Origin of the sequence: Robertkochia marina (genome assembly GCF_004799345.1) — a bacterium.
GTDB lineage: Bacteria > Bacteroidota > Bacteroidia > Flavobacteriales > Flavobacteriaceae > Robertkochia > Robertkochia marina.
The window spans coordinates 359,026-384,087 of sequence record NZ_SSMC01000002.1; the positions used below are offsets into that span (position 1 = coordinate 359,026).

Sequence of the window (25,062 nt, forward strand, 5' to 3'; positions counted from 1 at the left end):
GATCGCTAAACCTCCGGAGCATTGGTTAATCAATATTCAGGTCATTGATGTATTTGTACTTCTGATTAAACTGTAAACCTAGCCTAATAAAACCTGATGAAGAATTGTATTTTTTTCCTGCTCTTTTCCATTTCATTTCATGCATTAAGTCAGCAAGAGATTACCATTGAAAAGAAAGATTGTTTTCTTAAAGATTGCCAACAGTTCGAAGATTTTCCAAACGTTGAGTTCGGACACCTTACTGTGCCTGAAGATTACAATAAGCCTGGTGGTAAATATATCCAGGTCGCTTTTAGCATCATTAAAAGTACAGCAGAACATCCTGAACCGGACCCTATACTGATCTTTAACGGGGGATGGGGATTGCCCGATATTCATCGAACCATGATACATATGCAAATGATGCCGGTGAAGAACAGGGATATCATTGTATATGATTATCGCGGTTCAGGATATTCAACCCCCAATCTATGCCCTGATCTGGGCAGGCAACAATGGGAATTGGTCAAACAAGATCTGAGTCCTAAGGAGATTAGCGATCAGCATAATAAGCAACTTTATTCTTGTTTTGAGGAACTTAAAGAGCAGGGCATTGACTACCGCCTATACGGTACTGCAGTCAAGACTAAAGATGCTGTAATACTGATGGAACAGTTAGGTTATGAAGAAGTAAATTTATTTGGTATCTCTAATGGAACCATGGGAATCCAGGGTTTTCTGCGTGCAGCTGAGGATTCTAAGGTTACGGTCAGATCTGTTTTCAGCGATTCTAATGTACCTATGGGAGATTATATGAATGGAGAGGGCTCACTGCATTACATGGATGTGTTAGAAAAAGTATTGGAGGCCTGTGCTGGAGATCCTGAGTGTGAACAGGCTTATCCAAATTTAAAGGAGCGATTTTACGCTTTTTTAGAAGCTTCCATGGATAATCCTTTGAAGGTAGAGGGTGAAGAAGCATTAATGCTTAATTATTACGAGATCAATGGGGCTATTCATCGATTGTTGTATTCTGCTTCTAACTTCAAAGATATTCCGTTAGTGCTTGAGGCTTTTATGGCGTATGAACTTGATTTCTTTGAAATCTTGTTGCCAAGGTTCAAAAATATAATAGAAATGGTTAACGGAACCTCCATTATAAATTACACCTACGATTGGAAAGCAAGGCAGGCAAAATTTACAGCAGAGTATAATGTTGTAAAGAAAAGCAACCCTGAGTTCACGATGCTCGATATGTTTGAAGATTTTTTCATGACCGACAACACCATTACTTATAATCCGAGAGATACAATTCCGGTAACCAGTGATGTGCCGGCCCTGGTAGTGGCCGGAACTCATGACCCTATCACCCCTGCAAAATACAGTCGGGTGATGCATGAGAGATACGTAAACAGCTTCTATTTTGAATACCCAAACGTAGGTCATGGGGCGTTTTCTACTCCTTGCGGGAGGAAGATGTTCAAAGATTTTATTGAATCACCATCCAAGCGACCGGAAGCAGATTGTATTGCCGAACTGAAAGCCTCTCCCATAGAATTTACCAATTCAATTTATAAGAATTCAAAAGTAAATGTCCTGATTCGAGAAATTGCCTTAAAGCAAAATGCCCTCTGGATATGTCTTTTACTATTCCCATTCTTACTTAGCCTGATGTTCTTGTTCAAAGAATTGATCGGGGCGATTCGAAGAAAAGGATTTCAATCTGTGATGTTCCTGACCTCATTTTGTATACTGTTGTTTATTTCAGGGCTGGCCTATTATAGTTTTCAGACCATGCAGGAGGGAGGGTTAACCTTACTGTTCGGCTTAGTACCCTCAGCTTTTTGGTTACCCTGGGTTTCACTGCTCATTTTGGCTTTGACCCTATACCTTATTTATGAAATTTTTCGTACCTCCAAATACAGTTTCTGGCAAACAGGGGTATTACTTTCATCGATAGTGGTTCTAATCACCGCCTTGACATTTGATATTTATCCTGTGTTATAATTAACAGTAACAAGGTTAAGGTGCATTAAAGCTCTTGATTCCCCGAGAGCAGTTTCTTTTATCGACTTTGTTTTGGTTAAATTATACACCCCTTGACCATGGGTATAGAGGACCGAATGGCTATTAGAATACACCCGTTTATTTTTTGAACGCCCGAAAAAAGAAACTACCTTTCTTACATCTTTTGCTCAGAACGCTGAAGTCTCTTGAAAAATACTATATCAAGCCTTTCAACCTGAATAAAGCAGAAGAAACGTACCTGAATACCCTGGAGGTACCAGTAGATTCAGGTGCACAATAGTATAGTAAAGTAACCGCTGTCGATGCCGAGGGAAATACCTCAGAGTTTGTGACCTTCCGGTTTTATGCACAGTATCATTGCTAATAAGAATTAAAAAACTTTTAAATACAATAGGATGAAACAAGTACAAATCTTGATACGATCAATGCTTATCGGAATAGTCACAGTACAATTATCATGTAAAACCGAGTCCGGAAAAGGAGCTGAAGTTACAGTATCAACTGAAATTGCCACGGCCGATTCAACCTGGGAAGTTGATTTTTTCGATGATTTCAACTCATTTAATGAAGACCATTGGCAAGATCAGCGCATCTGGGTCAATAACGAGTTTCAATGCTATGTCCCCGAGGGCGAATATGGAACCCGAGAGGTAAGTGATGGTTCTTTAAAGCTCAAGGTTATTCGTTTAGAGGAAGAGTTACCTTGTGATAACCTAGATAAGCATGGGGAACAACACCCGGATACACGATATGTTTCCTCCAGGATCGTAACTAAGAACAGGCGTGAATTTGTTAAGGGAAAGTGGACAGCAAGACTTAAAATTCACAATAACGGGCAAGCCAGTATGTTTCCTGCCTGGTGGTTGTTGGGGGCTAAAAATAATGAATCGCCGGTACAAGAGGCCGATGAAAACATATGCTGGCCAATGACAGGTTCAGGAGAAATTGATATTTTCGAGCATCACGGTGATCACCATAAAGATCGTTTTACCACCGGAGCTATTAAAAGTGAAGGAGAGTGTGATAAAGGAGACTGGTGGAGTATGCGAAAGGATTTTCCCGCAACTCTTGATGAATATCACGAGTATTCTGTAGAGTGGGAAGGAAGTGACCTGGTGTATCGTTTGGATGGGGAAGAGATCTACAGAAACGAAGGTCAGGGCGATAAATACCCTGAACCCATGTTCGCCATCCTGAATTTTGCCAAGATCACTGACAGCCCCATGGAAGGTACCTGGGTGATGGAAGTAGATTGGGTGAAACACGAAACGTTAAAATAATTCTTTCATCAAAATCCGGATCAGAATAAACTTTAAATGACCCTTTTCAACAGTGTTTTTGGTTCACTATTTTCATGTTTCTTGTGCCGAGTCTTGAACCAAAACAGCCAAGCCTGATTCCGCTTTGGGGTCTTACCGCAGAAAACGAACCGATGGCTGTACAACCCTGAGCCAAACCATGAAGGGAACTTTTGTTTTGCTCCGATCCATGCCAATATTCAGGCCGATGAATTCATCTTTATGCCAACATATTATTATGTAGTCCGCTTTTCCAGGTATATACACCTGGGAGCCATCGGGTGAGTACAAACACCGGCAGAAGTAGCCTGAAAAGTACTACATTTGTGAATACCGATGGTAGCATGGTCACCGTTGTGATGAATGCAACCGAACAAAATGATCAGCTATAAGCTGGTGGTGGGCAACAACGAATTAAACCTTCAGATCTCGGCCCATGCCATGCAAACCCTGGTCTACTAACCAACTAACCTTACTTACTATGAATAAAGGGTATACTATTTTTATAAGCCTCGTTGTTGCCTTAGGAGGTTTTCTTCTCGGATTCGACAGTGCCGTAATTTCCGGTGCAGTGAATGGAATAACCACGTATTTTGAAATGTCAGACTGGGAACTGGGCTTTGCTGTGGGATGTGTAATCTTCGGTGCTATGGCCGGTAACATTTCGGCAGGTCCTCTGAGTGACCGCTTTGGCCGAAAAAAAATATTGATCGTTACCGCTATCTTGTTCACGGTTTCAGCCACCTGGTCGGCACTTGCCACCGGATATGTTGAGTTTGTGGTAGCCCGTATTATTGGGGGAGTGGGCATTGGAGGTGCCATTCTTATAGCACCGGTTTATATAGCCGAGATCGCGCCCCCGAAATTAAGGGGAAGCCTGGTGTCATTGAATCAGCTTAATATTGTAATAGGTATCTCCGTAGCCTATTTTTCCAATTACTTCCTTAAAGATATCCAAGGCGAGAGCTGGAGGTGGATGTTAGGTGTCGAGGCCATACCGGCCTTTATTTATTTTCTGGCCTTGTTCTCCGTACCAAGGAGTCCACGTTGGCTTATCCAGAGTCAAAATCTCAAAAAAGCCGCTGAAAAGATTTTGGTAAAGATTGGAGGGAAGGATTATGCCGATTTGACGCTTAGTGAGATAGAAAGAGGTATGGATAAGAAAGAGCGCAAGGGAACAATTTCCGACCTGCTCAGCCATCGTATGCGAACCATCATGATTATTGCCCTGGGAATTGCTTTCTTCCAGCAGATCACGGGGATCAATGCTATTTTTTATTACGCCCCTACTATTTTTGAGCAGGCAGGCGGTAGTACCGACTCCTCTTTTTTGCAAGCGATCGTTGTAGGGTTAACCAACCTGGTATTTACCCTTGTAGCCATCCGTTTGATCGATAAACTCGGAAGAAAACCCCTTTTAATTATTGGCACAGGGGCTATGGCCATTGCGTTATCTATGGCTACCTTTGCCTTTTATAAGGCCACCTATACCTTAACTCCTGAAGCCATTAGTCAGGTCAATTCAGAAGAAATCAGAACCTCGATAACCTCTCTGCAGGGAAATACATACTCCTCTCAAAAGGACCTTACAAATGACCTTAAACCCTTGCTGTCTGAGGCCCAATTACAGGATTTTAAAAGGAATGAAGCTAAAAAGTTTATTTCCATCAATGCCACTTTAGTGCTGATTGCTATTTTGCTGTATGTGGCTGCTTTTGCCATTTCTTTAGGTCCGGTGATGTGGACGCTGCTTTCAGAGATCTTTCCCGGAAATATTAAAGGGATTGCAATTTCAGTGGTGGGCTTCTTTAACTCCCTGGTGAGTTATACAGTTACCCAATTCTTTCCATGGGAACTTTCGAACCTGGGACCTACCATTACTTTTGCTATTTATGCGGTCTTAGCGGTATTAGCCCTGTTGTTTGTGATGAGATATGTTATTGAAACAAAAGGAAAAAGCCTGGAAGAGATAGAAGAATTACTATTTGTAAATTAATTGGCTATTTCTAAAATATATTTTGAGGGTCCCACGAGAGAACGTGGGACTTTTTTTGAGACAAAATTAAGAGAGGTAGAGCAAAGAAAACCGGTGGCTATCACTGCAGTTTATTTAGAAACTAAATTATTTCCCTCCTTTCTAAGGGGGCAGAGCGTTTAGAAAAGGTCCGGTGGACCTTTTTAGCGATAGAGCCAGCTGGAGCGATGGCAAGAAGGGTGGTGTGGTTCTCGGGTGGCCGAAGGCCGCCTTGCTCTACCGGAGGTTTTATGTACTTTTCATGTCACTTGTCACTGGTCACTTGTCACCTGTTACCTGTAACTTCGGGGTTCAAAGGAAAAGCGTACCTTTACGGCCAATCGTGGGCCGTATTATAAATGAAAGCCTGCACAATATACATTTATGTCATTTACTTCCCTGGGGCTGTCTGAGTCCCTGCTTAAGGCGGTTCGCCAACAAGGATACTCTGAACCCTCACCCATACAACAAAAAGCTATTCCCCGTATTTTAGAAGGGAAAGATGTGCTGGCTTCTGCCCAGACAGGAACCGGTAAGACCGCTGGTTTCACCCTGCCTATGCTCCAATTGCTTTCACAATCTGCCTCCGGACGCCACCGTCCTGTCAGAGCACTGGTACTTACTCCGACCCGTGAATTGGCAGCCCAGGTAGAAGCGAGCGTGAAGCAATACGGAGCCTACCTTTCATTGAAATCAATGGTAATGTTTGGAGGCGTAGGTCAACACCCCCAGGTACAGGGATTAAAACGAGGGGTCGACGTACTTATCGCAACCCCGGGCCGACTTCTGGATCTGCATCAGCAAGGACTTTTGTCGCTTAGCCAGGTAGAAATTCTTGTACTGGACGAGGCAGACCGGATGTTGGATATGGGCTTTCTGAGGGATATTAAAAAGATCCTGGCTTTATTGCCTTCAAAACGACAGAACCTGTTGTTTTCTGCTACATTTTCTCCCGAGATCAAAGATCTGGCTCGAGGATTTATGCATCGCCCGGTATTGGTGGAAGCCACCCCTGAGAATACCACTGTGGAAGTCATTGAGCAAAAAGCATTTCTTATTGATAAGCGAGCTAAACCGATCTTTTTGATCAATAAAATTAAAGAAGAGAACTGGAAGCAGGCCCTGGTGTTTACCAGGACCAAACACGGCGCCAACAAGTTGTGTAAAAAACTGGTTAATCAGGGCATTACAGCAGCCCCTATTCACGGTAATAAGAGTCAGACGGCCCGAACCATGGCGCTGGCTGATTTCAAGTCGGGGGCCATACGGGTGCTCGTTGCCACAGACATTGCTGCACGGGGATTAGATATACCGCTGTTGCCCCATGTAGTGAATTTTGAGCTTCCCAATGTCCCTGAAGACTATGTACACCGTATTGGTCGGACAGGACGTGCCGGAGCATCCGGAGAGGCCATTTCCCTGGTTGACGGAGAAGAAGTTGCTTTATTGAGAGCCATAGAGAAATTCACCTCCCAGCGCATTCCCTCTAGCCGTATCGAAATAGATCCGAGTGAGCTTCCCGAACAGTCGGGAGAAAGATCTTCAGGAAGAACAGCATCTTCTGCTTCCCGAGGCAGTCGAAATGACTCAGCAAGGACTGCCGGAACTTCATCATCTTCCCGCCCACGTAATCGTAAACCATCGTCATCAGATGGGGCAAAAGGCTCTAAGGGAAAAAGACGTTGGTATGGGAAGAACAAGAAGAAGTAGATAGGCTTTCTGGTGGGTTGTAGGCAAAGAAAACCGGAAGGCTGCTACTACAGTTTATTACTTAACTAATTTATTCCTCTCCTTTTTAATCGGTTTACATTGAAATCGCAAATTACCCCCTCCTTTCTAAGGGGGCTGAGCGTAAAGAAAAGGTCCCGTGGACCTTTTTAGCGATAGAGCCAGCCGGCGCGCTGGCAAGAAGTGCGGGGTGGTTCTGGGGTGTTTTTCACTGGACTTTAACGTCTTTCCATGATTCGATGTTACCCCTGTTACTTGTTACTTGTCACCTCCCGGGGATTACTCAAAATGCTCAGTATTTTCCGTGATCCCGGGAGGAGTACCAAGCGTTGAAAAAAGGTCTAGAAGACCTTTTTTGCGCAGGGGCCAGCTGGCGCGATGGCGTAAAGAAAACCGGAGGCTGCGACCGTATTTTAATTTGGAAATGAATTTACCCCCTCCTTTGCAAGGAGGGGTGCCCGTAGGGCGGGGTGGTTGGCTTAAAGCTGTAATACTTTCTGTTAATTTCGGGATTACTCGCCCTGCTTTGCAGGTCTCGTGATCCCGGAGGGGAGCCTTGCAAAGAAAACCCTCCCTGCTTCGCAGGGCTCGGCTTTTTTATGCCCGTTACGCTAACAAATATCAGTTTCGTATGGAATATCAGAGGGGTTTTTCGCTTCGCTCAAGAACCCAAACGGGGGGCCTTGCAAAGAAAACCGTTCCTGCTTTCGCAGGGCTCGGCTTTTTTATGCCCAACCTTTCGCTGAAGCAAGCTTCGCTCAGGTATGGGCATAAAAAAACCGGAACGTTGCCGTTCCGGTTTTCTTTGCGGAGAAAGAGGAACCCTCCCAAAATGTATTTTTTGTACTGGTAATAAGGGGGTCCAAGGATATTAGAATTGAACTCCCCCGAATTTTCCACTTTTAACAAAGATTAACATTTCAAATATCTCTTTTATTGAAAATGAATTCAATTGAAATCTAAAATCACCGATTTGCCTTGAAGTAAGAACTATACTATTGCTAAAGATGGGTTGCAGTGCATAAAGCGTTAATGGTATGGTTAGCCTAAAGCTGACACATTAATGGATTAAAATTTCTTTATATAATGAATTTTCTTACTTTTGTTCAAATTTGCATCTGTTCGGAAAAAGGTATTCCATGCAAAATAATATTACAAAATTTGAACTCATTTAGGATAGAAATCTAAAGAATTTGACTTTTAACTATAGATTATAAAATAAAACGGCCAAGGAAATAAACTTGGCCGTATGAACAATATTACTCTCGCGAAGCATGGACTGAAACTTTGACAGTCCTTAATGTTCAAGGTAAATTTATATTTTATTATTTGATTTTAGAACAAGTAAAATAAAATTGTATCAGTTGTAAATCTAGATTGCATTATCAAGAGCTTAAACGCAATATTGTTTGGGAGAAAGAAACCCCTTATAACCGAACAATTAAAGCTTATATATAAGTGACAGGTTGTCTAAACAATAGAAAGGTTAAATCAATTACGTATTTATTGGAGAACGTTGTGAGTTATATTACTCTTATTCTAACGATCATAAAATTGAAGAATTCATGAAAATATTGAAAAATCCACTCCTTAAATTATTAGTTATATCATGTTTGTTTATTTCATGTGACAAACATAATACCTCACATTTGACAACAATCAAAGGTAATTTCCAAAATAAAATTAATAATAAGACTGTTTCTTTTTGTAGATTTTTTGATGATAATCCAGAACACTATTTTTTTAATTATGATTCTGTAATTGTAAATGAAAAATCATTTCAAAAGGAATTTGAACTTAGAGAAACCGGCATAATTACGATTTTAGGTAGCACTATAATCCCGAAAACTAAGATAATATGTGATCCTGGAGCTGAAATAAACTTTTTTGTTAGTAAAGATTCCTTAAATCGGAATCAAGTAATATTTAAAGGTAAAAACGCTAAGGGAAATACACTATTTCAAACCTCTAGCCTACGAAAGGTCAATTATTTTGCTGAACTTATTTATAAATTCAAAGATCTTCCATCGAAACTGGTTATTGAAAACACTGAACGTATTAAGGATAGTCTTTTGAAACCCTTCAGAAAAATGAAAGATAACCATGAAATATCTCCTTCATTTTATGATTTAGTGGAAAAAACGTCGGAAGCAAGTGTACTATCAGCAATGTTCCACATTTATGGGCGAATTTATGGAGAGGTAACACGCCAGAATGACAAAGAAATTTTACATTATTTTTTCACAAAATACGATCCATTTAGTGATAGGTATAAACGAATAGATATGTTATCTAGATCGGTAGTTTCAGAATACAAATGTATGCTATTGCTAAATGGAGTATTGAAATCTAATATGAAGCCAACTGAGAATCTTGTTGGATTATGGGATGACAAGCTTAAGCATAACTCAATGGCACCAATTGAGATACAAAAGGTAATGAAATCTTTAACAATTATGGTTAACCGTTCATTTGAAGTTAATAATTTTCAGACAGATTATAGCGACTATATCATGTTTAAAAAATACTTTCCTAAAAGTCCGTATATCGAAGTTTTTAAAGAAAAGTATTTCTCAGAAGATCAAATAATACTTAACCTAAAAGATAATCTTAAAGAGGTGAAACCCACTTCAGCTATTTACACCGGATCTAAAAATGAATTAAAAGTAATTCAAATTCATGAAAAAAATAATATAGCTGATTTGGTTCGAAATCAATTTCCTAAGAAAACCGTTTTAGTTGATATGTGGGCAACTTGGTGTTCTCCATGTATAAAAGAATTTACGCATAAAAAAGAATTGAATTCTTTTTTGGTAGAAAACGGAGTTGAAATGTTATACGTGAGTATAGATAAAGAAAAATCTTATGAAAAATGGAAATCTGCAGTGATTGAACACGATTTAGTTGGAAACCATTTTTTTGCAACTGACAATTTAACGGACTTTTTCCCAAAGGGTTCAGGAATATCCAAGAATATTACTATTCCGAGGTATTTGCTCTTTGATACAAATGGAAATATACTAGATGACAATGTTCCCCGACCCAGTAGTGGTAAAACAGAACAAAAGTTATTGGAATTGTTAAATTGAACTTTTAAGTATATTTTAATACCTATTTGCTTATAATTCAAAACACTCTCAACAATTTGATTAAAGAGTTATAAAAATCTTATTATACGAGTTATAATACTTTTATTATCAAAACTTTTTATTTTTCTTCATATGAATCCTTTCCAAATTTTTATCATTGCTCTTCCAGGTTCAATTATAATACACTCCAGATGATCAAGCCAAGGAATGAATTAGCTGTCAATAGGGCATTAAGTTCATCAAACCTTAGTAGAAATCTAGAAGACGTCACCTGGAATTTTTTATTTAATTATAGACCAAAATATATTTTATTTTAGTCTAATAGGCGGAGAGTATTGCCAGGGGAGCTTTGGGGATAGACTTCAAAGATTTATTAGTCACACTAAATTAAACTTCGAATTGTTTTTTGAAAGTTATATTAAGACTAATCTGATTGAGAACGAGTAAATGGCCTATTTATTAATTTGAGTTAATTCTAACATGGCTAATTAGTATTGAAATAGACTTTTCATTCTATAAAAAATTCTTTCTGCAACACTTAAATCTTCTGTGATTATCTCTGCAAGACCTAGCATTTCTTGGTCGTATCCAATATTTATACCATGCGAAGTTACGTTACCCTGAGGGAGGTTTATATATACTAGGTAATTACCATCTTTGTTCGGTGAAATAGCAATATTTAAAACTTTTCCAACTAAAATTCCATATTGCTGATATGGATAATTATTTAGTTTAATTATTACCTTCTGGTTAGGTAATAATTTGCCTGAATTATTGGAAGGCACAGTTAATTTACCTACTAGTTCCTTATTATTTTTAGGTAAAATTGAAAAGATTATATCTCCTGATTTCACATTTTGATTTTTGGCCCAATATTCTTGAAAACTTACGGTTCCTCCAATAGTCGATTTAAGAAGATATTTATACTCCCAATCTTTAATTTTGTTTTTAAGGATTTCAATTGAGTGGATTAAATTTTTGGAAATTCTATCCTGGCTTTCTCTTCTATTTATCTGAATATCAATTAATTTGTGATTTGCGTTTGAAATGGCTTCCTTCATTTGAGAAATTGTTATTGAAATTTGATTAATTTTTCTTTCCATTTGAATAAATTCCAACTCTCTTCTCTCGTAATCCATTTTAGAAATAACTCCTTTATCCAGTAATGTTTTATGTCTTTGAAGGTTAATTTTTTCGAGGTTATATTCTCTTTTTTGTAATGATTTTAATCTTTCTTGATAGGATAATTGCTTTTTTATTTCTTCTAAGCTTGTTTGTTGACTTTGTAATTGGTTAGCGAAAGGATTCAGATCTTTAAATAGTTTAAAGTCTGATATGCTTTTTTTAAAGGATATAAATTCATCCTCAATTTCTCCCAAACTTAACTTTGTAAGAGAATCAATTGCATCAAAGTTATTACTGGAATTAATGTCAATTTTATATATAATTCTTTTCAATTTTAATACATGATCAGTATTTGCTGTATTTCGAATTATCCCTAACTTTTGATTTGGTGATATTTGCTCACCATTTTTAACATATATTTTATCCAGTGGACCTGATTGTTTAGCTAAAACCTGTTCTATCGGGGTTGATGTTGAAATTACTACATTAGATTTAATTAAATCCGGATATTTTATAATAAAGGATAATGTGAAAATTATAGTAAAAAATAAAAAGACAAGTGACATTCCCGATCTAATAATCCAGGAAGGTGGCTTAGTAAGGATTTCGCGTACCTCTTCAGATCGTAATTTAAGATTATTTTTATTTTTCAATTTCAATTTATTTTTTCTAGCTCTAATTGATTTTTAATTAAGTTAAAGTAAATACCATTTAAAGCTATCAATTCATTATGTACTCCTAATTCTTTAATTTTACCATCTTTCATAACGATTATTTGATCTGCATTCTTAACTGTACTCAACCTATGAGCTATTATCACGACTGTTTTATTTCTAAAAAATAAGTTGAGATTATTCATTATAACTTTCTCATTTTTGGAATCTAATGCAGAAGTAGCCTCATCTAAAAATAAAATGGAAGGATCTTTATAGATTGCTCTAGCGATCAATAAGCGTTGTTTTTGTCCAGTGCTAATTCCATTACCTTCGTTTCCTATCCTAGTATTGAAACCTTGAGGTAACATTTGTATGAAATTATAGATATTTGCATCTTTTGCTGCTTGTATTAACTTTTCTTGGTCGATAGAGTCTACTCCTACCGCTATATTATGAGCAATAGTATCATTAAAAATATACCCCTCTTGCATTACAACTCCGCAGTTTTCACGCCAAATTTTTGGGGAAATATTCTTTAAATCATTTTCCCCAAATAAAATTTCCCCTTTTTGAGGAGCATAAAACTTCAACAATAATTTCATTAATGTTGTTTTTCCACTTCCACTTGATCCCACGATTGCAGTTATTTTATTGGCAGGGATTTCAATCGACAGGTTATTGATAACATTATTATCATTGCCTAAATATTTAAAAGAAACTTTATTTAAAACCAAATTTTGATCTTTTTGTATTTGCTTTATGTATTGCTTATTTGTGTCAACCTCATTTTCTATATCGTGGATTTCAGAAAGTCTTTCAAGACTTATTTTGGCATCTTGGTATGAACGAATAAATGTAACCATTTGGCTTATGGGTGAATTTAATTGCCCTATTATGTATTGTATGGAGAGCATCATTCCTAGACTTATTGAACCTTCAATTACGAGCATTGCAGACGTAAATGTTATAATAATGTTCTTAAGCTCATTTATTATGGATGAACCAACACTTTGAGTTTGTTCTAGAGCTAAACTTTTAATAGAAATTTTGAATAATTTAGCTTGTAGAAATTCCCATTTCCAACGTTTTTGTTTTTCGGCATTATGCATTTTAATTTCTTGCATACCATTGATTATCTCAATTACAGTGCTTTGCTCTTGGCTTAATTCAAAAAATCTTTTGTAGTCCAATTCTTTTCTCTTTTTCAAGAAGTACATGACCCACATTATATATAAAGTACTACCAAGGAAAAATATAAGAAAAATGGACATGCTATAGTTTATGAGTACAATCCCAAAAACTATTAAATTAAACATAGAGAAAAGAGTGTTCAAAGTTGAGTTAGTTAATAATTTTTCGATTCTGCCATGGTCGTTAATTCTTTGCATAATATCTCCAGTCATTCTTGTATCGAAATATGCGATCGGTAAGTTCATTAATTTGATGAAGAAATCTGAAACTAGAGAAATATTTATTCTTGTACTTAAATGTAGTAATATCCAACTTCTAAATATTTCGACACTGGTAATTCCTAGAAACAACATTAATTGAGCACAAAGAATAATGTAGATAAAATTTATATCTTGATTTTGTATACCGATATCAACAATACTTTGAGTTAAAAAAGGGAAAATTAATTGTAAGAGGCTCCCAATTGATAAGCCTAGTATTAATTGAACAATTAATTTCTTATATCCTAATAGATATTTAAAAAGGAATTTGAGTGATTTATTTTGCGTTGTATCCCATTCTGCGTCTTTAAATTTTGTTGAAGTCTCCAGCAACAATGCGATTCCTTCTTTGGTATTATCATTAGAGTCCTCGCCTATCCAATTTGTTAGAAATTCTTTTTTATGATATTTAATTAATCCATAGGAAGGATCGGATATATAAACAGAATCTTTTTTTACTTTATAGACAACAACGAAATGGTTTCTCTTCCAATGAATAATTAATGGCAATGGGGCATGTGAAAGTTTTTCAAAATCTATTTTAACACCTATGCTTTTAAATCCGATTGCCTCAGCAGCATCACTTAATTTCATTAAGTTACTCCCTTCTCTGCTTGTTTCTGCTAAATCTCTGATTTCCTGGAGAGTGATAATCTTACCGTAATATTTTGAAATTATACGCAAGCATGTTGGTCCACAATCTTTGGAGTCAGGTTGTTTATAAAAGGGGAATCCGTTTAACAATGTAGATTAATTTTAGAAGAGATTTTATTTAAATTCTTTTTAAATGAAATTTAAATTTTCAATAGTTTGAATTTTTCAAAGATGAAATTATAGCCTTTCTCAAGGGATGAAAATACCTTGGAGGCAATAACCTCCAAGGCATAAGTTGAGATTAATCACAGAAATCGAAACACGCTTGAACGGAACTTGCGCATCCAATAACTTGGATTTGATCACTACCTGAACATGAACAAGGGATTCCACCACCTGGACATTGCCCATCTCCACCTAAAACAGTTTTCAATTGGTCTCTACTCAAAATTTCACTTGAGTTAAAATTTAAATTTCTCATAATAAAACAAAATATTTAATATAAATTTTGCCTTGAACATTAAGGACTGTCAAGGTTTCAGTCCATGCTTCGCGAAAGCAATTTCGTTAACCTAAAAAGGTGATTTTATACTAGTACATCTCTTAAATCCTCAATATTGTACTCACGTGGTAATTCATACCCATTTATAAAGATCGTAGGTGTATGGGTTATATTCTCGTCATTACACCATTTTTCCATGGCCATTATTTTATCATGTTGTTCCTCCATCGAGCCTTTCATTGGGAATTTTTCAGCAAAATCCTCATAAGTGATATCTTTGGATGAATACCAGGTATTAAGTGATTTTTGAGTTAATTCTTCGTTTCCAGTAGAGGCAATATCCAAGAAATGACTAACAGGTTTTGTTTTAATATCATTTTCATTAGTTGTAGCATTGAAAATTACTTGTAAACTAATTTTCCCATTATTTATCAATTCCTCCAAAATTGGGTGAGCGTTTGAACAAGGCCCGCAATATGGATTACATACTTTAACTACATGGTATTTCGTATTTTGATTTAAAAATAGAATACCTAATTCCTTATTTATCGATTTTATTTTTCTCGATTTTGAAAGTAGCCCATGAAACACATCCTTATTATATTTTATTTTACTTAAATTTCTTTTATGTAGAAATACTTCCTTATTCTGGAATAGAATAGGAAATAATATATTCCAAATAAGAACAGGAAATAGAAAAAGACTAATTATTAAAGGAATTGTATTGTATTCAATTTTGCCAGTATTAAAATCACCTATTAATCCAATGATCAATTCTATGAGAAGCACCCCTTGAATTGTTATACATAATGAGCACCATTTTTTTATAATAACTCCTTGGAAATAAACAGAAATAAAAATAACTGGAATAGTAAGAAAATTTAAGTAGGATAACACTGCTAATGAAGAACTTGAAACTTCATAGGATAAAGCATACAATAAAGTTCCAAAATAATAGGAAAATGCAATTAATGATAAACTTAAACTACCATTAAATAATCTTGCATATTTTGAATTTAAGACGTAATCGCAATCGATTTTATTCCCTCCTCTGGAGCAAAAACTTTGAACTTTAGGATTGTTACCATCTATTTCATGCCAAAGCAGCAGAATTCCTATTGAAAGTCCTATTACTTTAGTAATAAGGTAAGCTACTATCCAAATGGAATTGGATTGGTTGATTAAATGACTAAAATCAAAATTTAAAGTAAACCAAAATAAAAAGAATAGGATTACAGACCATTTCAGAGAATTGAGCCACTTTTTTTTGGTCAATTTATTTTTAATATTGGGTTCCCCAGAATATTCAGTTTTCTCAACTAGCAGACATATACCGGTCCATTTATTAAGAAGTTTACTCACCGATATTTTTTGCTTCTTTCTATTGTCATCAATATATATAGCTTGTTGGTCAGAAAATTCAACTAATACATAAAACTTATTGTTTTGGCCGGATAATTGAACTATACATGGCAATGGTAATGATTGAAGCTTTGATTTTTCAGTCTTTACCGCAAGATTTTCGATGTTATACTTAGATAATGTGTCTGAAATAGATAATAAGCTGGGATGATCTGGATGTGATAAGATTGAATCTTCTATAAATTTTTTTGTGAATTTTATTCTTAGCTCGGCTAGTAAATTTTCAGCCACAGATTTACAGTTATCCATAGATTAAGTTTTTTAATCGGTATAAATGAGGTGAGTAAATTATTATATTTAACGAAATTTCTGTAAATATATAATTTTTTTTCGATGAAATATCGAAATTATACTAAATGATAGGATCTCCCAATACGGATTTGAAACCACTTTTATCTGATATTTCCGGATGTATTAAAAGCTCGATTCTCCTTTATATGATGCTAAGTGAGGTTGATACGTAATTAATTATTCAGATATATGTAGGATGTTTGTCCAATCGATTCGAAATCTCGTTCTCATTGTACTTATAATATGTTAAGGTAATAGAGACTCAATTTAAATTCAGAATTTAGAAAGTATTAAGGCATCATCTAAGTTTACTTTTTACCAACGGTAGTTCCTGTTTAAGTTCATAGATAGCTTTTACTACCAAATCCCATGTATTGATGAAATTTAAATATTCGTATGGTTTTTTCCATTTCGAATAAGCTTCAATCGAATCAATAATTAGGTTATTCTCTTCTTCAATGATTAGTGATCCACCGCATACTAATGTTTTTACCAACTTGTACTGCATTATATCACATACTCCAAACGAAGGTCCCTTGCTTAATTGATACATCGATTTCATTTTTTCAATGAAGTGTTTAGTGACCTCAAAATCAGGATTGCTTTTTTTTCCATACAGTTTTTTCCTTTCAATTTGAATATACTGAATCTCTCTTAAGATACCTTCAAGTATAGCCTTCTGATTTGCTTGAGCGTCTTTTACCTCCTCCTGTTCACGTTTCACTTCCTTTTCCGCCTCATTGATAAACTCATTGGTATTGCCAACTTTCAGATAGTTGTATGGTTTGATCCAATTCAGGTATTCTTTAATAGAAGTAATCGTTCGTCCTTCATCTTCTAGGAACAAGGGGATGCCCTTTGTCAACGATTTGACCATTTCATATGATAAGTATTTCAAACCACCTATCGTGGAAGGTGTATTTCGATTAAAAAGGTCTTCCATATTTTTTAGGTATTCAATAGAAACCATTTTACGGCTAGTATTGCCTTTTGTTTTTAGTTTCCTCGGGATCTCTTCCCAGGTAGGAAATAGTTCTATTTTAGCCCTTGTAATGCATTCAGAAGTAATTGCTACGTTAAGATAATCATATGGTCTCTTCCATTCCATGTACTCTTCAATAGTCCTAATTTCCAAATTATCCGATTCAATATATAATGATTCCCCTTTTACCAGTGCCCTTACCATCTCATATGAGCGCTCAGGACAATAACCAGAAGAAGATGCAGAATTATAGTAATAGGCATCTTCCATATTTTTTAAAAATTCCTTGGTCACGACCATGATACATATGATTAGAGGATTGTATCCTAATATATAGAAAAAAATCTATTTAAGGTAAATAGATTAGTCTTTGAGGTTAGAAATTAGTTATAGTTTTCAAAATATCATAGTTGACCTCTCTTTATCGAAATGTCAAATTATATAGGTTTTATGTATATTAGACGTAAAATAATTCTTCAATGCAAGATATAAAAGTAGCTGTTGATGCCGTTGTTTTCGGTTATAAGGAGGAAACCTTGTTCCTTTTATGTATTAAACAAAAGTTTGGACCTATGGCCGACTCTTGGGTGTTACCAGGGGGATTAGTACAAGATGATGAGCCCTTAAAGGATGCAGTGAAAAGAGAGTTACGGGAGGAAACCAATGTAGAATTAGAGTATATGGATCAACTCTATACTTTTGGAGATGATATCAAAAGAGATCCCAGGGGTAGGGTAATAGCCGTAGCATATTTGGGGTTGGTAGATCCTAAAAGATTGGAGCTAAAGGCGGACACAGATGCTTTGGACGCTCAGTGGTTTCCAATAGATGCATTACCTTCCTTAGGGTATGATCACGAGCTTATTTTTGAGAAAGGTCTGGAACGGTTACGAGCGAAGATTCACTATGAACCCATTGGATTTGACTTGTTGGAAGAAGAGTTTTTCTTCTCCGAAATGGAAGGTTTGTATAGGACCATAACCGGTAGGGCATTTGATCGTAGAAACTTCAGGAAGAAAATTTTAAGCTTTGGATTCTTAGAGGACCTGGGTACTTTCCGCAGGGAAGGTATGGGTAGACCAGCGAATAAATTCCGTTTTATAGAAGATAAATATAACGAGCTTTTAGCTGAAGGATTTCATTTTGAACTAAAGTTTGCGTAAAAATTACACAATATAGTTGCAGGTATCGAAAACTTGTTTTACTTTGTGTAAAAATTACGCAAAATGACATTCGATCTTGATTCCGACTTTCGTCCTTTTCCAGCACTGGAACAAATTCCTTTCACCAAATTCAGGTTTCCAGCAGGAGAAGCCCATCTTCGGATAACCTCTCACATCGCTAGTGATAAAGTCATCATCACCCATCGGGCTTCAAGTTTTGAAGCGTTGGGTGAAATACTATTGGCTGTTGATGCCTTACGAAGGCTGGGGGTTAAACATTTGGAATTGGTACTTCCGTATTTTCCTGCGGCCCGTCAAGACCGGGTGATGATTTTCGGGGAACCTTTAACGGTGAAAGTGTATACTGATATCATCAATGCTCAAGGCTTCGAGAAGGTTACCCTCTTTGATCCTCATTCTGATGTTACTCCTGCTTTACTTGATTCGTGTCAAGTAATTTCCAATACCCCTTTTATCAAAGAGGTCATCTCCGATCTTCCTTCTGACACCTATTTGATCTCACCCGATGGAGGCGCTTTAAAGAAGATCTATAAGTTAGCCCAGGATTTAAAAGATTATGATGTGGTTGAATGTTCTAAATCCCGAAATGTTCAAACCGGGGAGATATCCAAATTCACAGTATACCAGGATGATTTACAGGCAAGACCCTGCTTAATTGTGGATGATATCTGTGATGGAGGAGGGACTTTTTTAGGATTAGCTAAAGCACTAAAAGCAAAGAATGCAGGACCTCTTTACCTGGCAGTAAGTCATGGAATATTCAGCAAAGGCTTAGAACAGTTATGTGAAGTCTTTGAAAAGATATACACTACAAATTCATTTACCGATCATCCGCTATCCCCCCAATTGATCCAGGTTCCCCTGGAGGATAAGGTAGTTGTTTAATCATTCATTAAAACCAAACATTATGAATCCATTACTATTAACAGATGGTTACAAGGTTGACCACAGACGTCAGTACCCCCCAAATACTACTCTTGTCTATTCCAATTGGACGCCTAGAAAAAGTCGCATTGAGGGAGTCGATGAAGTGGTATTTTTCGGATTGCAATACTTTCTTAAAAAGTATGTTTTGGAAGATTTTCGGAATCATTTTTTCTCTAAACCCAAGGAGGAAGTGGTTAGTCAATATGTACGAAGGATCAATAATTACCTTGGAGAGCATTCAGTGGGGAAGGATCATATAGAGGCATTACATGAACTTGGGTATATCCCCATGGTCTTTAAAGCATTACCGGAGGGGGCTGCCGTACCGGTACGAGTACCCATGTTCACCATGTACAATACGCTTCCGGAATTTTTTTGGCTTACGAATTATTTTGAGACTTTGTTATCTACAACAGTATGGCTGCCATGTAATTCTGCTACCATAGCCAGGGAATACAGGAAGGTTTTGAACCGGTATGCCTTAGAGACTAGTTCGACCATGGAGTTCGTCGACTGGCAGGGACATGATTTTTCCATGCGTGGTATTGGAGGTCTGGAAGGTGCTATGATTAGTGGAGCGGGACACCTGTTAAGTTTTACCGGAACCGACACGATCCCCAGTATTGACTTTTTAGAATGCTACTATCAAGCGGATAGTGATAAGGAACTTGTTGGGGGATCTGTAGCCGCAACGGAACATTCGGTAATGAGTATGGGAACAAATCATGGAGAATTCAACACGTTCAAACGGCTAATTACCGAAGTTTATCCCAAAGGAATTGTATCCATTGTCTCGGATACCTGGGACCTTTGGAAGGTATTAACCGAGTATTTGCCAGGTTTAAAGAATGAGGTATTGGCCAGGGATGGTAAGCTGGTCATTAGACCTGACAGCGGGGACCCGGTAAAGATCATCTGCGGTGATCCTGAAGGTAAAACGCCGGAAGAAAGAGCAGGGGTGATCCAGTTATTGTGGGATGTATTTGGAGGTATTACAAATTCGAAAGGTTATAAAGAATTGGATTCTCATATTGGTGCTATTTATGGAGACAGTATAAACTTGGAGCGGGCCATACGGATTTGTGAGCGGCTGAAGGAACTTGGTTTTGCCTCTACCAATGTTGTTCTGGGAATCGGGTCTTTCACCTATCAGTACAATACCCGAGATACATTTGGATTTGCCATGAAGGCCACTTATGGGGAAGTGAATGGAACCTCACGAGAAATCTATAAGGACCCCGTGACAGATGACGGTACGAAAAAGTCAGCCCGAGGCTTGATCAAAATTGAAATGGTCAACGGCGTTTTCAGGTTAAAGGATCAAGTGACCTGGGAGGAGGAACGGGGTGGAGAATTAAAAGAGGTTTTCCGGGATGGAAAGTTACTTCTTGATCAGACTTTAAGTGATATTCGTATGCGAATCAAAACGCAATTGGAACCATCGGTGGCAGTGGTTTAAAGTCTTACCTGTATACATTGTGAAAGCCTTCCCATCGGAGGGCTTTTTGTTTGCGTATAAAATACATAAATACTGTATATATTGTAATTATAATTCATTCCGATAGTTTTTTGGCACACCTTTTGAATAGAATATAATCTCAATTCTTACAAAAGATTTTTCCATAAGTGCTTGGGTTTTAAATACCTGTTATTATGGATTTAGTAGAATTACTTCAGGATTTTCGATTGGAACTCACCGATCTGAAATACGATCATCCCAACCTGTTCAAACGTGCCACTTTTGGATTGGATCTGAGTACTAAAACGCTGCATGGCATGCATGATGAGATCTTAAAACATCCTTTTAAAAATGAGTCTCAGGAGATCCAATTTTTCAAACAGATCAAACCGGAGCCCTATGCCTATTGGATCTATTATAAGCAGGTTTTGTATGCTGAAGAATTTTCCGAGGTATGCCTAAACAGGGTCTATCGGAAATTCATTCAGGAAAAGATCAATGAGTTACATGGATTTTACCGAGAGCACAAACAATTCTGGAATTACATTCAGAGTAATGGTAGCGACCTGGATGCGGTGTACTTTTTGAGAAAAAACAATCGGGAGATGGAGATCAGTTCCATGGAACATTACCGGTACCATTGTTTTAGTACACCTTATGATCATACTCATGCAAAATTACTGGCGTTACCAAAACTGTATAAATACTTCGAAAAGGTATTATTTGATCTGGATCATCCCAAAGAACCCACATTGGATGAGGGACCTGATTTTGGTCTTCCACAATTGCAATGGACCGGTTCCAAAGTAGCCCTTATCGAATTGATCTATGCCTTACATCATTCCAAGATCCTGAACCATGGAAAGCACGACATTCAAGAGGTAGCACGCGTGTTTCAACGACTTTTTGGAGTTGAACTCAGTGATATATACAAAGTCTATGGGGAGATCCGGGGGAGGAAAAAAACCCGTACCAAATTCCTGGACGAGCTGCGCTATCAGTTGAATTTGGGTTTGGAACGTGCGGATGGTATATAAGTGAATACCTATTTGTTTCAACACAAATTCGGTATAAAAATCTCGAATATTCGAAAGGTCATGAAAACCTTCGTAACGGATTGAACAATTTTGAAGTGAACCCAAATAAAAGGGAACAATTCACTTTAAAATATTCAAGCGATGACATTAGACGTAATTACCAAAGCCGATCTGGAAAAATTCAAGGAGGAACTTTTTGAAAAACTTGAACTCTTAATTCGCAATCACTTTAACCATAACAACAAGCGTTGGATGAAATCTGCAGAAGTGATGCAACTCATGAAAATCAGTCCAGGTACCCTGCAGTCCCTCCGGGTTAAAGGGGAGATCCCGTATACCAAGCTTGGAGGGTCTATCTACTACGATGCATTGAAGATCACGGAAATTTTAGAAGGTAAAGAACTGGAAGCCTAAGCCATATGAACTACATAAGGCATCTGAACAATTTCGGCGCCTTGGTTTATGGAAAGGAGGAATTTAAACCCGGGCATATAAGTCTTTACCTAAGCCTTTTTTTCGCCTGGAATACGCACCGATTCGCAGAACGATTTCCGGTATATCGCGATGAAATGATGAAACAATCAAAAATAAAATCGAAGTCTACATATCATAAAATTCTCAAGGAATTGGAAAGCTTCAGGTTAATAGCATATTACCCATCAAACTCTCCACATAAGGCGAGTGAAATTTCCATTTTACCCCTGGATCAAATGGCTCGTTTAGTTGTCCCAAAAGTGGGACAGGTAAACGAGCCATTATATAAACATAGTAAACCTTTAAACAAAAAATTTAATAAAAAAGATTTTTTAGATGCTTTAAAAATCAAAAACAACAAGGATTACAACGAGCCACTTTGATCATGGAAACTTCAAAAAAAAATACCCCGATAGGCACGCTTTACGTTGGCGGCATTCCTTATGAGATTGCCAAAATGAAACGAGGCATTTTGCTCTATGATTTTCAGGTAATCCTGAAATTTTTGCAAGCCAAGGGCCAGGAGCGCTTCGGAAATAATTTTCAGATCCTTCCTGATGACCACCGGATCCTTTACGCTTTGGTGAATTATTTCATTCAGGATGAGGCTTCCTGCAAGAAGTTAGATCTGAATATTAAAAAGGGAATCTTACTCACCGGCCCTGTGGGTTCTGGGAAAACGGCTTTGATGTCCCTAATGCGAGACCTGGTCCCTCACAGAAAGTCGTATGAGATCATTCCGGCTAGAAACCTTGTATTTGCATTTTCCCACCTGGCCCATAAGGTGATCGAAGATTATGGCAATGGGGGTTTTTACTGTTTTGATGACCTGGGGGTAGAACCTATGGGCAGGTATTACGGTCGCGATTGTAATGTCATGGGGGAAATCCTTATATCCCGATACGAGCTATTTAAAAAATACCATAAGCCCACTCACATCACCACCAATTTAAATGCCCAGGAGCTGGAAGAACGATATGGATCTCGTGTTCGCTCCCGCATGCGGGAAATGTTCAACCTACTCAGCTTTTCGGCTCAAGCCACTGATAAACGAAAATAACTGCATCATGAGAATAGTATCTTTTAACATCCAGAATCTATATCACCGGGATAGCACCCTGACAGCCTCCCAAACAAAACCATCCACAAGGGAACTCATGACGGAGCTCGATGAACTGATTGCCAAAAAGTCGCGAAAGGATATCGATTTTGAACGAATGCAGGAGATCTCACTACTGTTAAATCTGGAGGAGGTATCCAGGCATCCGGAAGTATTGATGCGAAACCGTTCCGGGGAGTTGTATTTTCGAAATCATTCGGCTCATTTTCTGCCTAAGGCCGGGTATCATAACGATTGGAATGGTTGGGTGAAGGTGAGGACAACCCCTATACATCAAAAATGCATTTTACATAAATCCAATGTGATCCAGGAGCTGCAGGGAGATGTATTGTTACTTCAGGAGGTAGAATCCCAAGGCAGTTTCAGGGATTTTTTGAAAACGCAATTACCACTTTTAAAATACCAGGATGGGTTTTCTCTGGACAGCAATGAGGATCTTGGCAAGGGTATGGGCGTTGCTGTGCGGCCTGGATATACCATCACTTCGATCACCACTTACAGGGCTTGTAAGGATCATCAGGGGAAGGGATTATTTGGCAAGGATGTGCAAAAGATTCGGGTGGTTACCGACCAGGGATTTTCTTTTATCCTACTTCATGTGTTTTTTGATGAAGACACGGATGATAAGGAAGCCTCGGATATGCGTAGGTTTCAGCAGGCTCTGTTCGTGGCCAAATTGTATAAAAAGCTACTATCAGAGGAGAAGACCCATGTGGTAGTAGCCGGTTGTCTTGCTGCACCCGGATTTTGTCATTCCCTGGAGCCTCTGCTTCGAAAAACGACACTAACCTCTATTGCCAAGCACCCTAAGTTTGTCAAGTCGATCGATCTGGATGCAGAGCCATCCTATATGCGCATGGAGTTGAGAAAACAAGGCATCGCCCTGCAACAGAAGGATTTTATCCTGCTCTCTCCTGAACTCTATGGCAGGGTCAAATCCTGTGGATTATCCAAAAAGGGGATGTATCCCGGAAAATCGGGCCATTGGAATTGTTACCCTACCCTGAAGTCTACTGCAGAATCTGCCAGTGAACATCCGGCCTTATGGGTGGACCTGGGTTTATAACCAAAAGAATTTCAAGGAAAATCAGATTTCATTGCAAATCATTCAAAGATGGAGTGCTCAAATGTTAAAAATCAGTTCACATTACATAGAGACTGCATCAGCAGGATTAGTTTCACCTATACATACCAGCAATCATGAAAAGAGTATTGTTCATCATCCTTTTAGGGATTATTTACCAGCCCAGGCTTTGGGCCCAGATCGGAGGTATAGAAAATTCCGTGAATGATATTGCCAATACGGTAAGGGCCATTTTTCCTATCCTGTTGGGAGTGATCTTCCTGATCGGTTTTTTATTCAATGCAGGGCACTTTTTTGGAGAGAACTCCGATCTCAAAAAGGGAATTACCCGGGTACTGGTCTTTGTTCTAATTGCCGGAGCGGTCGTTGGAATTTTTACGTACCTGATCAGTATTACGGTATAATGAAACGCTATCGGCCATATCACCACATCAGGAAATCAGCGACCATTTTAGGATTGGAGTTGGTGTATTTTTCAATTTTTATGTTCGGGGTGGTTTTTTCATTATTGGTGATAATCTTTTCGTTTCGATTTTCCCTGGTGATCGCGCTGTTTGGGATCAATGCTCTAACCTATCTGGGTTTGCTTTTACATAAAAGATTATTACAAGCTATTCG

General features: G+C 37.7%; 19 protein-coding genes. 15 read left to right on the top strand and 4 right to left on the bottom strand.

Features of this window, described 5'->3' with window-relative positions; translation table 11 throughout:
- Positions 1 to 96 precede the first annotated feature (96 nt).
- The 6 genes from E7Z59_RS08065 (at position 97) to E7Z59_RS08090 (ending at position 10,136) form a co-directional block, all read left to right on the top strand.
- Positions 97 to 1,986: an alpha/beta hydrolase gene (locus E7Z59_RS08065; RefSeq protein ID WP_136335811.1), complete on the top strand. Its 1,890-nt coding sequence runs from the start codon at positions 97 to 99 to the stop codon at positions 1,984 to 1,986.
- Positions 1,987 to 2,402: 416 nt separating this feature from the next.
- Positions 2,403 to 3,287 (top strand): glycoside hydrolase family 16 protein, encoded by an 885-nt coding sequence (locus E7Z59_RS08070; protein ID WP_242015635.1) that lies wholly within the window; start codon positions 2,403 to 2,405, stop codon positions 3,285 to 3,287.
- A gap of 299 nt (positions 3,288 to 3,586) precedes the next feature.
- Positions 3,587 to 3,697, top strand: a complete 111-nt coding sequence (locus tag E7Z59_RS15500; RefSeq protein WP_168731259.1) for a glycoside hydrolase family 30 beta sandwich domain-containing protein — start codon at positions 3,587 to 3,589, stop codon at positions 3,695 to 3,697.
- An 89-nt stretch (positions 3,698 to 3,786) separates the two neighbouring features.
- Positions 3,787 to 5,301 carry a sugar porter family MFS transporter gene (locus E7Z59_RS08080; protein ID WP_242015634.1) on the top strand — a complete coding sequence of 505 codons (1,515 nt, stop codon included), beginning with the start codon at positions 3,787 to 3,789 and terminating at the stop codon, positions 5,299 to 5,301.
- Between the two features lie 402 nt (positions 5,302 to 5,703).
- Positions 5,704 to 7,029, top strand: a complete 1,326-nt coding sequence (locus E7Z59_RS08085) for a DEAD/DEAH box helicase (RefSeq protein ID WP_136335813.1) — start codon at positions 5,704 to 5,706, stop codon at positions 7,027 to 7,029.
- A gap of 1,583 nt (positions 7,030 to 8,612) precedes the next feature.
- Positions 8,613 to 10,136: a TlpA family protein disulfide reductase gene (locus tag E7Z59_RS08090; protein ID WP_136335814.1), complete on the top strand. Its 1,524-nt coding sequence runs from the start codon at positions 8,613 to 8,615 to the stop codon at positions 10,134 to 10,136.
- Positions 10,137 to 10,624: 488 nt separating this feature from the next.
- On the opposite strand, the gene E7Z59_RS08095 is transcribed toward E7Z59_RS08090, so the two are convergent.
- From E7Z59_RS08095 to E7Z59_RS08110, 4 genes are all read right to left on the bottom strand, one after another.
- On the bottom strand, positions 10,625 to 11,914 hold the full coding sequence (locus E7Z59_RS08095; RefSeq protein ID WP_136335815.1) for an HlyD family efflux transporter periplasmic adaptor subunit: 1,290 nt from the start codon (positions 11,912 to 11,914) through the stop codon (positions 10,625 to 10,627).
- A gap of 2 nt (positions 11,915 to 11,916) precedes the next feature.
- Complete coding sequence (locus tag E7Z59_RS08100) at positions 11,917 to 14,112, bottom strand: peptidase domain-containing ABC transporter (protein WP_136335816.1); 2,196 nt, start codon at positions 14,110 to 14,112, stop codon at positions 11,917 to 11,919.
- A 436-nt stretch (positions 14,113 to 14,548) separates the two neighbouring features.
- Positions 14,549 to 16,135 carry a vitamin K epoxide reductase family protein gene (locus E7Z59_RS08105; protein WP_136335817.1) on the bottom strand — a complete coding sequence of 529 codons (1,587 nt, stop codon included), beginning with the start codon at positions 16,133 to 16,135 and terminating at the stop codon, positions 14,549 to 14,551.
- A gap of 340 nt (positions 16,136 to 16,475) precedes the next feature.
- Complete coding sequence (locus E7Z59_RS08110) at positions 16,476 to 17,459, bottom strand: hypothetical protein (RefSeq protein ID WP_136335818.1); 984 nt, start codon at positions 17,457 to 17,459, stop codon at positions 16,476 to 16,478.
- 179 nt (positions 17,460 to 17,638) lie between these two features.
- Here E7Z59_RS08110 and E7Z59_RS08115 point away from each other — a divergent pair, with 179 nt between their 5' ends.
- From E7Z59_RS08115 to E7Z59_RS08155, 9 genes are all read left to right on the top strand, one after another.
- Positions 17,639 to 18,322 (top strand): NUDIX hydrolase, encoded by a 684-nt coding sequence (locus E7Z59_RS08115; RefSeq protein WP_136335819.1) that lies wholly within the window; start codon positions 17,639 to 17,641, stop codon positions 18,320 to 18,322.
- A gap of 63 nt (positions 18,323 to 18,385) precedes the next feature.
- Positions 18,386 to 19,228, top strand: a complete 843-nt coding sequence (prs, locus tag E7Z59_RS08120; protein ID WP_136335820.1) for a ribose-phosphate diphosphokinase — start codon at positions 18,386 to 18,388, stop codon at positions 19,226 to 19,228.
- 22 nt (positions 19,229 to 19,250) lie between these two features.
- Positions 19,251 to 20,729, top strand: coding sequence for a nicotinate phosphoribosyltransferase (locus E7Z59_RS08125; protein WP_136335821.1), 1,479 nt, complete (start codon positions 19,251 to 19,253; stop codon positions 20,727 to 20,729).
- Between the two features lie 194 nt (positions 20,730 to 20,923).
- Positions 20,924 to 21,766 (top strand): RteC domain-containing protein, encoded by an 843-nt coding sequence (locus E7Z59_RS08130; RefSeq protein WP_136335822.1) that lies wholly within the window; start codon positions 20,924 to 20,926, stop codon positions 21,764 to 21,766.
- A 141-nt stretch (positions 21,767 to 21,907) separates the two neighbouring features.
- A complete protein-coding gene (locus tag E7Z59_RS08135; protein WP_136335823.1) occupies positions 21,908 to 22,180 on the top strand; it encodes a helix-turn-helix domain-containing protein in 273 nt (90 codons plus the stop codon).
- Between the two features lie 5 nt (positions 22,181 to 22,185).
- On the top strand, positions 22,186 to 22,623 hold the full coding sequence (locus E7Z59_RS08140; RefSeq protein WP_136335824.1) for a hypothetical protein: 438 nt from the start codon (positions 22,186 to 22,188) through the stop codon (positions 22,621 to 22,623).
- A 2-nt stretch (positions 22,624 to 22,625) separates the two neighbouring features.
- Positions 22,626 to 23,300: a P-loop NTPase family protein gene (locus E7Z59_RS08145; RefSeq protein ID WP_136335825.1), complete on the top strand. Its 675-nt coding sequence runs from the start codon at positions 22,626 to 22,628 to the stop codon at positions 23,298 to 23,300.
- A 7-nt stretch (positions 23,301 to 23,307) separates the two neighbouring features.
- On the top strand, positions 23,308 to 24,426 hold the full coding sequence (locus E7Z59_RS08150) for a hypothetical protein (RefSeq protein ID WP_136335826.1): 1,119 nt from the start codon (positions 23,308 to 23,310) through the stop codon (positions 24,424 to 24,426).
- 134 nt (positions 24,427 to 24,560) lie between these two features.
- Positions 24,561 to 24,848, top strand: coding sequence for a hypothetical protein (locus E7Z59_RS08155; RefSeq protein ID WP_136335827.1), 288 nt, complete (start codon positions 24,561 to 24,563; stop codon positions 24,846 to 24,848).
- The last annotated feature ends 214 nt before the right edge of the window (positions 24,849 to 25,062 follow it).

Coding starts and splice junctions, on each gene's coding strand:
- E7Z59_RS08065 (WP_136335811.1), top strand. CDS start 97: ATGAAGAATTGTATTTTTTTCCTGCTCTTTTCCATTTCATTTCATGCA.
- E7Z59_RS08070 (WP_242015635.1), top strand. CDS start 2,403: ATGAAACAAGTACAAATCTTGATACGATCAATGCTTATCGGAATAGTC.
- E7Z59_RS08080 (WP_242015634.1), top strand. CDS start 3,787: ATGAATAAAGGGTATACTATTTTTATAAGCCTCGTTGTTGCCTTAGGA.
- E7Z59_RS08085 (WP_136335813.1), top strand. CDS start 5,704: ATGTCATTTACTTCCCTGGGGCTGTCTGAGTCCCTGCTTAAGGCGGTT.
- E7Z59_RS08090 (WP_136335814.1), top strand. CDS start 8,613: ATGAAAATATTGAAAAATCCACTCCTTAAATTATTAGTTATATCATGT.
- E7Z59_RS08105 (WP_136335817.1), bottom strand. CDS start 16,135: ATGGATAACTGTAAATCTGTGGCTGAAAATTTACTAGCCGAGCTAAGA.
- E7Z59_RS08110 (WP_136335818.1), bottom strand. CDS start 17,459: ATGGTCGTGACCAAGGAATTTTTAAAAAATATGGAAGATGCCTATTAC.
- E7Z59_RS08115 (WP_136335819.1), top strand. CDS start 17,639: ATGCAAGATATAAAAGTAGCTGTTGATGCCGTTGTTTTCGGTTATAAG.
- prs (WP_136335820.1), top strand. CDS start 18,386: ATGACATTCGATCTTGATTCCGACTTTCGTCCTTTTCCAGCACTGGAA.
- E7Z59_RS08125 (WP_136335821.1), top strand. CDS start 19,251: ATGAATCCATTACTATTAACAGATGGTTACAAGGTTGACCACAGACGT.
- E7Z59_RS08130 (WP_136335822.1), top strand. CDS start 20,924: ATGGATTTAGTAGAATTACTTCAGGATTTTCGATTGGAACTCACCGAT.
- E7Z59_RS08135 (WP_136335823.1), top strand. CDS start 21,908: ATGACATTAGACGTAATTACCAAAGCCGATCTGGAAAAATTCAAGGAG.
- E7Z59_RS08140 (WP_136335824.1), top strand. CDS start 22,186: ATGAACTACATAAGGCATCTGAACAATTTCGGCGCCTTGGTTTATGGA.
- E7Z59_RS08145 (WP_136335825.1), top strand. CDS start 22,626: ATGGAAACTTCAAAAAAAAATACCCCGATAGGCACGCTTTACGTTGGC.
- E7Z59_RS08150 (WP_136335826.1), top strand. CDS start 23,308: ATGAGAATAGTATCTTTTAACATCCAGAATCTATATCACCGGGATAGC.
- E7Z59_RS08155 (WP_136335827.1), top strand. CDS start 24,561: ATGAAAAGAGTATTGTTCATCATCCTTTTAGGGATTATTTACCAGCCC.